The organism is Actinopolyspora mzabensis (assembly GCF_900101095.1).
In the GTDB taxonomy this organism is placed as follows: domain Bacteria; phylum Actinomycetota; class Actinomycetes; order Mycobacteriales; family Pseudonocardiaceae; genus Actinopolyspora; species Actinopolyspora mzabensis.
The window spans coordinates 92,723-107,216 of the sequence record NZ_FNFM01000009.1; the positions used below are offsets into that span (position 1 = coordinate 92,723).

The following is a 14,494-nucleotide window of genomic DNA, read 5'->3' on the forward strand; positions in this document are numbered from 1 at the left end:
GCAAACCGAGCCACTCGCTTGACGCCGGAAACGGTGTCCGCACTATCGGTGCGGCAAGGAAACCAGAATGAACCACACGAGATCGCGCATCAGAGCAGGGCGGACTGTCGGGCTCTGCCACTGGGGGCGACGATTGGTGGATTCCCGACGATGAGAACTGCGCGCCACGTACGATTCGGCGCACACGGAACTCGAAGACATGCCTGATGAGGCTGTGGAATACTTCCAGAAGATCAGCGAGCTCGGCGACGAGTGGACGCGTTCCAGTGCTGATCTCTCGGACGCGGCCACGAGTGATGACGACCCTTCGAACTGGCAGGTTCGCCGATGAATCCTGGACATTTTCTCCACCTGCACTACATGTGGGTGTCACCACCACTTGAAGCCAAGATCAGGTATGACCTGGTGCGTGGTGGTGTGCCGTCGATCCTCGCCGCTGTGATCTCGGGTTTCGTAGTGCTGTTTCTAGATGGCGACCTGATGATCGCGAAACTGTTTCTCGGGATCGGCGCTCTGTGCCTGCTCACGGCGGGGAGCTATCTTCCGGCTGGACGTCGAAGCCTGTCCGCCGGATATGTCAATTTGACCATCGCGGCTCAAGTGCGTCGTCCCCTGTTGGCGTTGGTAATCATAACGGCAGTGCTCATGGGGATCGCATACCTACCGCTGGTTATTCACGCGACCGAGCCGACCGACGTGTCCACAGTGTCGCTCGTTGTAGCCATGCTGGTTCCCGTGGTCATTCTGTTCTTGGTGGTGATGAACTACCTGATCGTCCGGCGTTCGTTGCCGCCGGCTCCCGCGATCCTTCACAGATACGGTTTGTCCGGAGAGATCCTGGGGCCGCCGACTCAGTCCGGCCCGCCTGCCGGTCCTCCTCGGAGATGGGGACCTCCGCAAGCCTGACCAGCACGTTTCGCAGTGGACAGTGCCTGCCCCCCGATGCCACTCCTCGGGTATCACTGGCGGGGCAGGTTCTCCTTCACCGGCATCGCTACCAGGTGGTGAGCACCTGTCGAGCGCGGCGGTGAGCGCGTCGCCTCCCGCCTTGCCGGTGGTGGCTCGGCGCAGCACATCGCCGACTCCGCCGAGCTCACGTTGGTTGCTCATCGGGGTGCGGCCTCGGAAGACCGTCCACGTTGTGTTCGACCGCCTCGCATGACGGGTTGCTCGATGAACCGCCAGCTCAGCGCAGCAGCCACGATGGTCAACACCAGGGCCAGCGGCCCGGCCACCGCACCCAGCTCGGGCCGTAGCCACAGGGTCAGCGGGTAGTTCCACAGGTAGGCCCCGTAGGAGACGAGGCCGAGTGCCGCGAGCCCCCGGGTCAGCAACGCGCGGTCGGCCAGCTCCCGCCAGTGTGACCAGAACAGCAGCAGCGCTGCCGTGAGGATGGCGATCGTCGGGCCGACCAGCAGGTAGGTCAGCACGTGACCGCGCAGTGGCAGGAGCGACAGCACCGCAAGGCCCGCGAGGGCGAGCGGTACCAACTTGGCGGACATCCACCCCGAGTCACCGCGGAGTCGGGTGGCAGCGCCGATCACGAAGCACACGAACCAAGATGTGGGCAGTCCGTAGGCGTTGTCGGGGTAGGGCCACAGCCACACCAGCGTCGCCACGCAACCGGCCAGCACGATAACCGCGGTGCTCACGAGCGTGGCCGTGACGCTGCGACGTCTCCAGGCCAGTGCCAGCAGCGCGGGCCATACCAGGTAGAACTGCTCCTCTGTGGCCAGTGTCCAACAGTGGAACGCGGCGCCCCCCAAGTGGATAACCGGCAGGTTGCCGGTGAACGTCAGCAGCACCGCGACGGTCCGGGGCAGGCTGCCGCTCTCGTCCAGCGGGTCGACGGTCGCCGTCACCGCGACGAACACGACGACCATCGCGAGCAACGCGGGCAACAGCCTCCGGGCCCTGCGCATATAGAATCGCCGGTAGTCGATCCTGCCGCCGGTGGTCAACTCCTTGGTCAGCACCCCGGTGATCAGGTAACCGCTCAAGGTGAAGAACATCACGATCCCGACCACGCCCGCACCGGGGAAGATGTCGGGGAACGCGTGGCGCAGCATGACGAGCAGCACCGCGAGACCCCGCAGTACGTTGAGCCCGACGATCTGTCCGCCTCGTGTGCTCCCTCCGTCCCTTACCCGGTTCACCCGACTGCCGCTACGGTCGCTTCATCGTCGACCAGGGCCGATCGGATGAGCCGGTCCAACAGCTCCGGGTAGGTCAGGCCCTCGGCAGCGAACATCTTGGGCACCTGGGACTCGGCTGTCATGCCGGGCATCGTGTTCACCTCGTTGAGTACGAAACCGTCGGAGGTCAGGAAGAAGTCGATGCGAGCGAGCCCGCGGCAGCCGAGGGCGTCGTACACTCGCAGCGCCGAATCGGTCAGTTCCTCGACCTCTGCTTCGGTGAGCCGAGCCGGGATCTCGAACGCGGCACTTCCGTCGTACTTGGTGGTGGTGTCGAACAGGCCGTCGTCGACCAGAATCTCGAGCGGCGGTCCGACCCGGCGCCCGTGTTCCGGATCGTCGATCACGGTGACGTCCACCTCGCGGCCGGTCACCACGTGCTCCACGAGTACCCGCTCGTCCAGTTCCAACGCTGCCCGCAGTGCCGGTTCGAGTTCCGCCGCGTGCTGCACCAGGCGCACCCCGAAGCTCGAGCCCGCTGCGATCGGCTTGACCACCACGGGGCGGTCGAAGACTACTGTGGACAGATCGTTCCGGGTGACGAGTCCGCCCGGCGCGGTCCGCACGCCGACGGCCTCGGCCACGCGCTTCGTCATCCACTTGTCCATCGCGAGCGCACCGGCACGTACCGGCGCGCCGACATAGGGGACACCTGCCAGCTCGCACAAGGCGGCGAGGGTGCCGTCCTCGCCTCGTGGTCCGTGCAACAGCGGCAGCACCACGTCGCACTCCGAGAGAACCCCGAGCACGGCGGCGAGGCTGTCGGCCGTCGAGCTGCCGAGTGGCTGCTCGTCCGGGCCCAGCCACCTGCCGTCGCGGAGGATGGTCAACGCCACCGCCTCGTACCCGGCGGGGTCGAGCGCCGCGTGTACCGAGGCCGCGGATGCCAGGGAGACCTCGTGTTCGCTGTTCTGTCCGCCGCCGATCACGGCCACCCGTAACCGTCCACTCATCGAATGCTCCTCCGAATCCGGTGACCGATACCGGTCACGATCTCGTGCGGGATGGTGCCCGCCCAGTGCGCCCAGTCGTCGACGGTCGGTTCGCCGTCGTCACCCGGACCGAACACCACCGCCTCGGTGCCGGGCTCGACCGGATCGTCCCCCAGATCCACCACGACCTGATCCATCGAGATCACCCCAGCTACCGGGCACCGTCTGCCCGCGACCAGGACCCGAGCCCCCTCCGATGTGTCCCGACGCAGCCCGTCGGCGTAGCCGATCGGTAACAACGCCAGATTGGTCGCACGGTCGGTCACGTGGGTGTGTCCGTAGCCGACCCCGGTTTCGGCGGGCACCCGCCGCACCTGGACCACGGGTGCGGTCAGCCGCAACGCGGAGCGCAGCCGTGTGCTGCCGGACGGGTCGATGCCCACCAGCCCGGCCCCGATCCGAACCAGGTCCAGGTGCGTGTCGGGGTCGGTCAGCGTGGCGGCCGTGGCAGCCAAGTGGCGCGTGGAGGGGCGGAGCCCGGCCTGCCCGGCAGTTTCCACTCCGCGGAGCATCGCCCGCAGCCCGGTCGTGTTCGCCGGGTGGCCCGGTTCGGCTGCCCTGGCCAGGTGGCCCATCACCCCCACGACCGTGATGTGCCCGGCGCTCTCGGCTCGTCTGGCGGTCCTCACCAGGTCCGGCCACTCCTCCGGGGCGGCCCCGTCGCGGGCCATTCCCGTGTCGAGCTGGAGGTGGACCCGGGCCCGGTAACCGGCTCGTGCGGCGGCCTCGACCACGGCCGCGAGGTGTCTTCCGCTGGGCACGGCCAGATCGATCCGGTGCCTGCAAGCGGTCGTCACGTCGGCCTCCACCGGGTTCAGCCAGCTCAGCACAGGTGCCTCCACTCCGGTGCCACGCACGGCCAGGGCCTCCGCGATCGACGTGGCACCGAGCCACGTGGCGCCGCCAGCGAGCGCGGTCCTGGCCACCGCGTGCAGCCCGTGTCCGAACCCGTCGGCTTTCACCACGGCCATCACTTCGCCGTGTGCCTGCCGGACGAACCGACGGGTGTTGGCGGCCACGGCGGCCAGGTCGATCTCCAGGGTGGGCTCCTGGACTCCGGTGGCGTTTCGGGGTCTCCTGGGATGGATCGTGGGAGCTTTCATGCTGGAGCCTTCGCTTCGACCGGTCCGTAGACGGCGTGTTCTCTTTCGGTCAGCAACGCCCAGTACCGATCTCCGTAGGACCAGTGCCACCACTCGGTGGGGTAGTTGACCAGTCCCGCGCCCTTGAGCGCACGGGCCAGTATCGTCCGGTTGTGCCGCGCCGTTCGGTCGACCTCGGCGTCGAACCAACACGCGCCGTCGCTGTGCTCCGGGGTGGCGTCGACCGCCGTCCCCATCCACAGTTCCTCGCCCCCGTCGTCGACCAGCGTCAGATCGACCGCCGCTCCGGCCACGTGCGGAGCCACCGCTATGGGGGCGACGAACCGGCTGGAGAGCCGGTCCAGTTCGGCCTCGTCGGCGTCGGGATGCAGCACACGTAACTCGCTGGTGTAGTCCTCGATGATGGCCTGCTGATCGCTCGCACCCCGGTGTCCCTCCAGGACCCGCAGGTCCACACCGGACGGCAGTGCGCCCCTGGCGTCGTACAACCGATTGGCGAGCCCCGATCGCACCACGACTCCCGACGCGAAGTCCAACGGCACCAGCGGCTCACCGTTGTCGCGCACACCGATCGCTCGGACTCGCTGGTCGGATAGCAAGATCGTCATGCCGTCGACACTATGAATACACCGCGTGTCGCCACATCGTCCGGAAGTACGAGCAGCAGCGACGAACGGTCGGTTTTCCGGCCGTTCTGATGGGTCGATCGGTCGAGCGCCGCGCCCCTCCCCACCGGAGGTGACGCTCGAACCGTCGGGGGCGCTCCAGCTACTCCGCCGGTGCCGGTGATCCTCGCCGATGTGGAAGGGGCCGGCCATCGGCCTGCACCTCCCATCCGTACCGCCAGGGTGGTGCTCCGTTCGGCAGGCACAGGCTGCCCGTGCCGGGCGAATACCGGCACCGCTCCGTTTTCTACCGCCTACGGCAACACGATCAGTGTCTTTCCGCGTGTCCCGATTTGCTCCGTACCGGATACGGGAGTGCACTGGGTGTATGGGGAATGGCGGTGTGCCGGTACACGAAAAGCCATGCCCGGCTGGTCGGTTGGTGTCGGAGCCGACCCCGCCGGGGCCGACGCGCTCGGGCCGATCGCGGTTCGTGAGTCGCGGCAGAGCGGCTCGTCCGAGCCCCGGGCGGTGCCGCTCCGGTGCGGATCGCCGGCTCGTCGACCAGGTCGTATGAGAGCGAGCGTGTAGCGGGTACTTCGCCGTTGCCTGAAACCCAACGAGGACGGCGCGTACATGCTCGCCAGGGATCGAGCTCGTGCAGCGGGACCCGTCGCAGGTAGTGGGACCCGTCGCGGGGCTCGCCGGGTGAGCGTGCGGAATACGCCCCTCGAAACCGCCACGAGGAGGCACCAGCAGTGACGCAGGAAAAACCCAAACCCCCGACGACAACCGATGCCGGAATCCCGGTCGAAAGCGACGAGCACTCGTTGACGGTGGGCCCGAACGGGCCGATCCTGCTGCAGGACAACTACCTCATCGAGCAGATGGCGCAGTTCAACCGGGAGCGGATCCCGGAACGCCAGCCGCACGCCAAGGGTAACGGGGCGTTCGGTGAGTTCGTCGTGACCAACGATGTCAGCGCCTACACGAAGGCATCCCTGTTCCAGCCGGGTACTCGCACCGAGATGATGATCCGGTTCTCCACGGTCGCCGGTGAGCGCGGCAGTCCGGATACCTGGCGTGATCCGCGTGGCTTCTCCGCGAAGTTCTACACCAGCGACGGCAACTACGACATGGTCGGCAACAACACGCCGGTGTTCTTCGTCCGCGATCCGATGAAGTTCCAGCACTTCATCCGCTCGCAGAAGCGGCGTGCGGACACCAACTCGCGCGACAAGGACATGCAGTGGGACTTCTGGACGCTCTCTCCCGAGTCGGCGCACCAGGTCACCTGGCTCATGGGTGACCGGGGGATCCCGAAGACCTGGCGACACATGAACGGTTACTCCAGCCACACCTACATGTGGATCAACGCGCGGGACGAGAAGTTCTGGGTCAAGTACCACTTCAAGACCGACCAGGGCATCGACTTCCTCACCCAGGAGGAGGCCGATCGGCTGGCGGGCGAGGACAGCGACTACCACCAGCGGGACCTGTTCCAGTCGATCGAGAGTGGGAACTATCCCAGTTGGACGCTGTACATGCAGATCATGCCGTTCGCGGAGGCCGAGACCTATCGGTTCAACCCGTTCGACCTGACCAAGGTCTGGCCGCACGGTGACTATCCGCTCATCGAGGTGGGGCGGATGAAGCTCACCCGGAACCCGACCGATCACCACACCGAGATCGAGCAGGCCGCCTTCGAGCCGAACAATCTCGTCCCGGGGATCGGTCCGAGCCCGGACAAGATGCTGCTGGCCCGGTTGTTCTCCTACGCCGACGCCCACCGGGCGCGGCTGGGCGCCAACTACAAGCAGATCCCGGTCAACTCGGCCGAGGTGCCCGTCCACAGCTACAGCAAGGACGGCAACATGCGGGTCAACAAGATCTCGGACCCGGTGTACGCACCGAATTCCTACGGTGGCCCCGAGGCGGACACCGCCAGGTTCGGCGGGTACTCCGGTTGGCACACCAGCGGGGACATGGTGCACGAGCCCTACACCCCTCGTCGGGACGACGACGACTTCGGGCAGGCGGGCACGCTGGTGCGCGAGGTGATGGACGACGCCGCGCGGGAGCGGCTGGTCAACAACGTCTCGGGGCACCTGCTCGGCGGCGTCACCGAGCCGATCCTGCAGCGCGCCTTCGAGTACTGGCGCAACGTCGACGAGGACATCGGCAAGCGCATCGAGCGGGCGGTCCGCAACCACAACGGCTGACCGTTCGGGTCCACCCGCCGCATCTCCTCGCCCGGGGTGCCCCGGCCGGGGCACCCCGGGTTGTGCGCGGCGCGTACCGCCGGCCGCGTGCCCGGCGATTTCGCGAGAAATCGACGTTCCCCGTGCCACTTCGACCCCCGCCCGGGCGCGGCGCCGTCCGCGAGTGAGGTGTCACTCCACCGGGAGCACCCCGGCGTAGCGCAGCAGGTCGACGATGCCGAACTCGCTGCCCGCACCACCGATCGCTGGTTCCCAGCGCGGGAACACCGACAGGTACGAGCTCGGATCAGCCTGCAGCAGGCCGACCAGTGTCTCGGCTACTATGCGACCGCCGACGGGCCCGAGCTGCCTTCCCCCGCGCAGTACCTCGGCCTCCTTCAGCAGGTAGTACCAGAGGTATATCGGCCCTTCGCTCTCCAGCTCCTCGTCGCTGAGCGGGAGCTCACCGATCTTGCGGGCCACGTCCTGTCCCGAGGGGAGCTGTTGTGTCTCGCTGCGCAGCAGGTTGCGCACCACGAGTGAGCGCAGCTGTGCCGGCAGCGCACCGTCGACCGCGCCCGGAACGGCACGGATGGGCAGATCCAGCAGCCGCGTGTTGATCGCGGCCTCGAACCGCTTGGCCTGTGTGGCGCGCAGTTCCTCGTCAGCCTGGAAGAAGTAGCGCCAGTCCACCGTGTCCTCCGGCGATACCGGTCCGCCGTTCAGATCCGTTCTGGGAACACCGGGGGCGTCCGGATCCTCCGGGAAGATCGGTGCGAAGAAGGAGTCGTTGACCCGGTAGTGCGAGCGGATGGTGGCGTGCCCGAATCGGAAGCCGGCCACCGCGAATTCCACCGGGATGAACGGATCACCGCTCGGGTCGAAGAATCGCAGCCCGTTCTCGGCTATGTCGTTCATCAGGTCCTCGCCGACCACCAGCGGGAGGAACTGGTTGCGTACGATCCACTGGAAATGCCAGCGCACCAGCTGTTGTGCGGTGGCGAGCAGGTCGTCGTAGTAATTGCTCAGCGTCAGCAGTTCGGTGGTCGACCGGCCTTCCTCCGGCCGTTCGGGCGCGTCGGGAAAGAGCTGACCGAAGACATCGGTGATCTCCCCGGCTCGTAGCTCGTCCACGATCCGGTTGTGGAACTTCGCGAAGGCCAGGTGCAGCTGCGACAAGATCAGGTTCTCGTCGTTGCGCGGATCGCCGATCAACGCCACGCCCTCCGGAGTTCGGGCGTGATCGTGACCTCCTTCGCCGATCGCGAGCTTGGTCTGCTGTGACTCACCGTCGTAGAGGAATTCGTCGACGACCGGACCGCCGCCGTACAGATGGTCCAGATCGAGGCGTGGTGAGCGGAAACTGCGCAGGGCGTCGGGGTCGATCCGTTGTTCCAGGCTGCTGGTCGGATCGAACGTGATGTTGTGGTCGATGAACTGTCCGAGAAAGGTGAACCCCGAGTCGAGGGCCGGATTCTGCTGTTCGTCGGTCGTGGTTCCGGAATCCATTTTCCCACCGGGTAGGCCGAACTCCTCGGCCAGTGATTGCCCGGTGGCCCTCCTTGGTTCGATCGTCGGAAACATTCTGCCGAATCTGCCGGTAACCGCACCGGTTCGTGCCGCCGACTGTCCCCGGTTCCGCGATCCGTGTACCGTCATGAACGAACTCCCGATCTGGTTTTCATGCGGCGAACATCGCAAAAGGATCGAATGCCTTGCGCCCCCCATGAACAGGCCTTCGGTCGTTCCCGATGTGCCTGCGACGCCTCCTCGCGAATGCGTGCGCGAAGAGATGGTTCTCGCTGGAAAAGACCCGGTTCCCAAGCGGATCTGTTATCGAGAGTAGTGGGCTTCACTCGGCAGTGACAATCAACTACTCGGTAAGCCACTCGAATGGAGCAAGATGTTTGTTCGTTCGGACGATGCGTGCTCAGTCTTGTGGTAGGAAGTCGCTTCCGAGGGCCGCGGGTGAAAGATCCCGCAGGGCGTGGGGTCGTTCCGGTGTGCGGTGTTGCTCGCCCCGTTGCGGGGTGGGGCTCGAGTTCGACCAGTCCCGCCGGTCTGCTCCCGGGTCGGGCGCTCGATCGCTCGCGAGGGGCGGGCTCTCGCGAGGGGCGGGCTCTCGCGGGTGGGCGCACGAGGGCTCCCGTGAAGTTCGGGCGGTGAAACCCGGTTTCGCGGTGCGAACCCTTCGGGGATTCGACCACGATTTTTTCGGTGGGGCGGTGGAGCGGGCCGAGCGGGTGATTCACCTGGTGAGAATGCCTTCAATCCCTATTCGGGAGCCTTGTTCTCGCTTTCCTGTGGGTTCGGCCACAACGCTTCGGGTTGTCCGTGGCCCGGAGTCGGCTAGCTTGGTTCCCGAAGCACGCGGTGAAACGAAACAAGAAAGCGAATCAATTGCGACGGCGGTGTCGTCGATCCGGATGATCTTTTTTGGCGATCCGGTTCGGTCGGGAATGCGGCGTGCCTTCCCATCGACAGCGTCGACGTGCAGGGAGACCAACATGACCGCTGACACGTCCGACCGGCAGGGCGGGGACGAATCCGTCAGTTCCGTCGAGCTGGAGAACCAGGTTTTCGGCGACAATCCGACCGAGGTCCGTGACACGGACCACTACACTCGCGAGTACGTCGGTGGGATGGTAGAGAAATGGGACGAGCTGATCGACTGGAAGAAGCGTTCCGAAAGTGAGGGGAACTTCTTCGTCGACCAGCTCAGATCCCGGGGCGTACGTACCGTACTGGACGCGGCCACCGGCACCGGTTTCCACTCGGTGCGGTTGCTCGAGGAGGGCTTCGACACCGTCAGCGCCGACGGCAGTCCGCAGATGCTCGCCAGGGCTTTCCGGAACGGCATGGACTACGGTGGCCACGTACTCCGTGTGGTCAACGCGGATTGGCGTTGGCTCAATCGTGACGTGCACGGCGAATTCGACGCCATTATCTGTCTGGGAAACTCGTTCACGCATCTGTTCTCCGAGCACGACCGGCGCAAGACCCTCGCCGAGTTCTACGCGATGCTCAGCCACGACGGAGTGCTGATCATCGATCAGCGGAATTACGACGCGGTGCTGGACAACGGATCCGGTTCGAACAGAACATACTACTACTGCGGTGAGCAGGTCTCGGCGAAACCGGATCACGTGGACGAGGGATTGGCCCGCTACAAGTACACTTTCCCCGATGAAAGTGAATACTTTCTCAACATGTACCCGATTCGGAAGAACTACCTGCGCGGCCTGATGCGCGATGTCGGCTTCCAGCGAATCGACACCTTCGGTGACTTCCAGGATACCTACGGTGACGACGAGCCCGACTACTTCATCCACGTAGCGGAGAAGTCCTACCGGGATTTCGGCGAGCTGAACGACGACTAACGGTCGGCACGGTAGCTTCTGACGAATCTCGTTCGCATGGCGTGCGTGGCTACGGGGCGTCTTCGGAGTCGTGACGAGCGGTTCCGGAGACCCCGTGCCCCTCAATCCCGTGCCCGTCAACCCCGCGCGGGGGAGCGCATGTCCGCTTCGATCCGGTCGGCCGTGGTGCGGAGACGAGGGACGATCTCGTTGCGAACCTCCTCCTCCGACGAGCTGTTGGAGTGCAGTGAGACATTGACCGCGGCGAGTACCTCCCCCTCCGGCCCACGTAGCGGTACGGCGACACCGCGCAGACCGGTTTCGAGTTCGTCATCGCAGATCACATACCCCTGCCCGCGTATCGATGCGAGTTCGGTACGTAGGTTCTCCCGCCTGGTGACCGTTCGGGCCGTCACGGGTTTCAGGCGCATTCCGCCGAGCCGGGCCTCCAGGACTTCGGGAGGCAGGCCCGCCAGCAGAACCTTGCCCATCGACGTCGCGTGAGCCGGGAATCTCGTGCCGACCGGGATCTCCACCGAGAGCAACCTGGGGCTGGCGATCTGTGCGATGTAGCGGATCTCGTGGCCCTCCAGCAGCGCCATCGAACTCATCTCCTGCAGTTCGTCGGTCAGCCGCCGCAGATGTGGTTCCGCGGTGCGGGGCAGTGATTGGTTCGACAGGTACGCGTATCCGAATTCGAGTACCCGCGACGTCAGGGCGAAGTGCCGGTCGTCGTGGCGCACATAGCCCAGGTCGACGAGAGTCAGCAGCAGCCGCCGGGCTCCCGCACGATCCAGTCCCGCCGAATTGGCGATCTCGGTCAGCGTCAGCTCGGGGTGTTCCGGTGTGAACGCGCGTAGCACCGACATCGCCCGCTCGACCGCCCTGATGAAGTGCTCGCCGCGTTCCTCCGTCATTCCCACCTCGTCCGTGTCCGGTACTCGACCCGCCATTCTACGAGCTCATCACGGGGTGTTCCGCCGGTTGGGGCAGCGGGGCGCCGCGCCCAGTGAGCCTCCGGGCGGGCTCATCACTCCGCGGCCGGGGCCCCGTGGTGGCTCCCCGTTCGCGCGGTTCCCGTGCTCTTCACCGGGAACGTGTCACCGTTCGCAGCAGCCCGGGCGCCAGCCGCGAGAGCAGCAGCCCCACCCTGGCCTCCGGCGTGATCGGTGCCACGGCTCGGTCGCGGCGTACCGCCCGCAGGATCTCCGCGGCGGCGGCCTCGGGGGTGAAGGCGCGACGACGGTAGAGGCGTCCCGCCCGTTCCCGCTTGCGTCGTTGTTGCTCGGGCGAGCTGCCCACGAAGGTCGTCGTGTCGGTTATCGCCGAGCTGACCACGCCGGGGCACACCGCGGTGACCCCGATGCCGTGCGCGGACAGCTCGCCCCGCAGTCGCTCGGAGAGGGCGAGTACGGCGGCCTTGGAGCTCGCGTAGGCAGCCAGCCCCGGTACCGGCAGGTAGGCCGCAGCCGACGACACGTTGACGATCCGGCCACCCTCACCGCGTTCGATCAGCTGTTCGGCGAACGCCCGGCAACCGTGGATCACGCCCCACAGGTTCACGTCCAGCACCCGTTGCCAGTCGGCCTCCGTGGTGTCCATGAAGGAGCCGGACATGCCGATCCCGGCGTTGTTGATCACTATGTCCGCCGTGCCGTGCTCCTCCCGGACCCGTTCGGCCAGTTCCCGCACCGAGGAGCCCCTCGCCACGTCCACCCCGTACCCCGTGGCCACGGCGCCCTGGTCGCGTAGTCGTGCCGCGGTCAGCCGCGCCGCCGATTCGTCCACATCGGCCGCCACGATCTCGGCACCCGCCGCGGCGAAGGCGTGCGCGGTGGCACGGCCGATCCCGCTTCCCGCTCCGGTGACCACGACGAGTCGATCCGCGAAACTCCGCCGATCGACGTCGGTTCGGGCCCTGCGCAGTTCCCGGGTCTGCTCCCCGCCCTCCGTGTGCCGGACGAACTCCTCGGTGACGTGAGCGATCCGGTCCGGGGCGCTGTGGGGCAGCCAGTGCCCGCCTCGCAGGTACCGCACCCGCAGGTCCTCGACCCAGCGGTCGATCTCGGTCTGCATGGGGGTTCCGACGAAGGCATCGCCCGTGGGGGCGAGTACCTGCACCGGTACCGAGGTGGCACGCGGGTTCGGAGCTCGGAATCGTCGCCGGGTGTTCCTGCGGTAGAGCGCGAGCCCGGCCACCCCGTCGGCGGTTCGCGCCGTGATGTGCCGGGCGCTGGGATCCAGCAGCCGTATCACCCGCCGCATGAGGCCGGTGCGCCAGGCCAGCTCGGGTATCGCGGGCAGCTGGAAGAAACCGATGTAGCCGGAGTGCGTGAGCTGGCGCAGCAGGTCGCGGAGCCCTCGCGGCGTGGGGCGGCGCAGTTTGCTCCGCATCCACTCGCCCGCGTGGTCGAGGGAGGGGCCCGAGATCGTGGTGAAGGAGCGGATTCGCTCCCGCAGCCGGGGGTCGGTGACGGCTTGCCACGCCTGGATCGATCCCCAGTCGTGGGCCAGCAGGTGTACGGGTCGTTCGGGACTGACCTCGTCCACGACCCGTTCCAGGTCGGCGGCGAGCCGGTCGAGGTCGTAGGCGTCGTTCCGGCGGGGCCTGTCCGATTCGCCCGCGCCCCGCACGTCGTAGGTGACCACGTGGTATCGCTCGGCGAGCCGGGGGACCACCTCGTCCCAGACGTGCCGGTCGTCGGGATAGCCGTGTACGCACACGATGCACGGGCGCGCACGCTCGCCGTGCTCGCGCACCGCGAGTCGGATTCCGTCGCTGGTGTGTACTCGCGGACTCGCCGTCATGATCACGTCCTCGCCGGGGTTTCCGAAGCCGTCGACCCGCCCGGGGCGGGCAGCCGAACGGATCGGAAGTCGCTCCGTCCGGCCCGATCGGCGAAGTAACTGTTACCACGAGTAACAGTAGATTGTCGAACACCGAAAGGTACCGACGAACCGTCGCGAAGCGCCGACTCACGTCCCGGCCACCCTTCCGGGGAACCTCGCTACCCGGTCTCGGGAGTTGGCGGGGCGAGAGGTTCCCGCCAGGCGGACCCCACGTGAAGCCGAGGTGACGAAGTCCCGCTATCCCTGGTCGGGTGGGGGCAGGAGTGTGCCGGCGGTTCGGCTGATCGTGTCCAGCGCGGTGGCGATGGCCGGCCGATCACGGCTGCCGAGTCTGTTGGTCGCGAGGATGCGGCGTGCCGGTGCCGGCTCACCGCGCAGCGGGATGCGGGTGACGGGCCAGTCGTGGTGCAGCCGGGCGAGCCTGGGAACGAGGATGATGCCGAAGTTGTTGGCCACCAGAGCCGTTCCGGTCTCCCACTCGTCGGCGTAGTGCGCGATGTCCGGGGTGAATCCGGCCGCCATGCAGGCGGTGCGCACCAGGTGGTGGTAGGTGCTGCCCGGTCGTCCCAGTATCCACGACTCGTCGGCCGCGTCGGCGAGTGTGACCGTTCGGCGGTGGGTCAGGTGGTGGTGCTCGGGAACGACCAGGTCGAGCGGATCGTCGAGCAGCGGGTGCTGGTCGAACCGGGTGTCCGACGCGGGCGGCGTGTCGTCGGTGGCTATCAGCAGTGCCAGATCGGCGTCCCCGGCCAGCAGCAGATCGAAGCAGCGGGCCGGTTCGGCCTCGATCACCCGGACCCGCAGGTGCGGGTAGTGGTCCCGCAGCGCGGCGGCAGCCGGGGGGAGCAGGTGGGTCGCCGCGGTGGAGAAGCCGCACACCGTGAACGAGCCCTCGGGTTCGTCGGTGGCGGCGGCCAGCTCCGCTCGGGCGCGCTCGGCCTGTGCGGACAGCACCTCGGCGTGGCGCAGCACGGTCGTGGCGGCGGCGGTCAACCGGATACCGCGCCCCGACTGGGTGATCAGCTCCACGCCGAGCTCGGTGGCCAGCTGACGCAGCTGGTGCGAAACCGCCGAGGGCGTGTAGTGCAACGCCTGGGCCGCGGCGGTGACCGTGCCGTGGTGGGCCACCAGCTGCAGCACCCGCAACTTCGGATCGATCATGTAATCATTTTGCACGATCATATGCGAA

General features: G+C 66.9%; 11 protein-coding genes and 1 pseudogene. 4 read left to right on the forward strand and 8 right to left on the reverse strand.

The annotated features are described in order from the left end of the window. Positions 1–199 precede the first annotated feature (199 nt). Positions 200–331, forward strand: a complete 132-nt coding sequence (locus tag BLR41_RS23715; RefSeq protein ID WP_281240966.1) for a hypothetical protein — start codon at positions 200–202, stop codon at positions 329–331. Continuing rightward, positions 328–906, forward strand: coding sequence for a hypothetical protein (locus BLR41_RS15910; protein WP_143013103.1), 579 nt, complete (start codon positions 328–330; stop codon positions 904–906). Before BLR41_RS23715 ends, BLR41_RS15910 begins: the two co-directional genes overlap by 4 nt. A 200-nt stretch (positions 907–1,106) precedes the next feature. Here the strand turns inward: BLR41_RS15910 and BLR41_RS15915 are convergent, their stop codons facing one another. Genes BLR41_RS15915 through BLR41_RS15930 form a run of 4 tightly spaced genes read right to left on the reverse strand, consistent with a single transcriptional unit; the run spans position 1,107 to position 4,898 of the window. Continuing rightward, entirely contained in the window at positions 1,107–2,156 is a 1,050-nt protein-coding gene (locus BLR41_RS15915; protein WP_218120177.1) for an acyltransferase family protein, read from the reverse strand. Next, positions 2,153–3,148 carry a D-alanine--D-alanine ligase family protein gene (locus BLR41_RS15920; protein WP_092629387.1) on the reverse strand — a complete coding sequence of 332 codons (996 nt, stop codon included), beginning with the start codon at positions 3,146–3,148 and terminating at the stop codon, positions 2,153–2,155. The genes BLR41_RS15915 and BLR41_RS15920 overlap by 4 nt, the downstream gene beginning before the upstream one ends. Further along, on the reverse strand, positions 3,145–4,290 hold the full coding sequence (gene alr / locus BLR41_RS15925) for an alanine racemase (protein WP_092629388.1): 1,146 nt from the start codon (positions 4,288–4,290) through the stop codon (positions 3,145–3,147). Before alr ends, BLR41_RS15920 begins: the two co-directional genes overlap by 4 nt. Further along, positions 4,287–4,898, reverse strand: coding sequence for a M15 family metallopeptidase (locus BLR41_RS15930; RefSeq protein WP_092629389.1), 612 nt, complete (start codon positions 4,896–4,898; stop codon positions 4,287–4,289). Before BLR41_RS15930 ends, alr begins: the two co-directional genes overlap by 4 nt. A 755-nt stretch (positions 4,899–5,653) precedes the next feature. Between BLR41_RS15930 and BLR41_RS15935 the strand changes: the two genes are divergently transcribed. After that, on the forward strand, positions 5,654–7,117 hold the full coding sequence (locus BLR41_RS15935; protein ID WP_092629390.1) for a catalase: 1,464 nt from the start codon (positions 5,654–5,656) through the stop codon (positions 7,115–7,117). A gap of 171 nt (positions 7,118–7,288) precedes the next feature. Here the strand turns inward: BLR41_RS15935 and BLR41_RS15940 are convergent, their stop codons facing one another. After that, complete coding sequence (locus BLR41_RS15940; RefSeq protein WP_176798011.1) at positions 7,289–8,605, reverse strand: peroxidase family protein; 1,317 nt, start codon at positions 8,603–8,605, stop codon at positions 7,289–7,291. Between the two features lie 998 nt (positions 8,606–9,603). Here BLR41_RS15940 and BLR41_RS15945 point away from each other — a divergent pair. Continuing rightward, positions 9,604–10,470 (forward strand): annotated as a pseudogene (locus BLR41_RS15945) (glycine/sarcosine N-methyltransferase); the annotation flags it as partial. 122 nt (positions 10,471–10,592) lie between these two features. On the opposite strand, the gene BLR41_RS15950 reads toward BLR41_RS15945, so the two are convergent. The 3 genes from BLR41_RS15950 to BLR41_RS15960 form a co-directional block, all read right to left on the reverse strand. Then, the gene (locus BLR41_RS15950) at positions 10,593–11,372 is read right to left on the reverse strand and encodes an IclR family transcriptional regulator domain-containing protein (RefSeq protein WP_092629607.1); all 780 of its coding nucleotides are present in this window, start codon (positions 11,370–11,372) and stop codon (positions 10,593–10,595) included. A 169-nt stretch (positions 11,373–11,541) separates the two neighbouring features. Continuing rightward, positions 11,542–13,263: an SDR family oxidoreductase gene (locus tag BLR41_RS15955; RefSeq protein ID WP_092629609.1), complete on the reverse strand. Its 1,722-nt coding sequence runs from the start codon at positions 13,261–13,263 to the stop codon at positions 11,542–11,544. Between the two features lie 279 nt (positions 13,264–13,542). Then, entirely contained in the window at positions 13,543–14,466 is a 924-nt protein-coding gene (locus BLR41_RS15960; protein WP_092629611.1) for a LysR substrate-binding domain-containing protein, read from the reverse strand. Positions 14,467–14,494 lie beyond the last annotated feature (28 nt).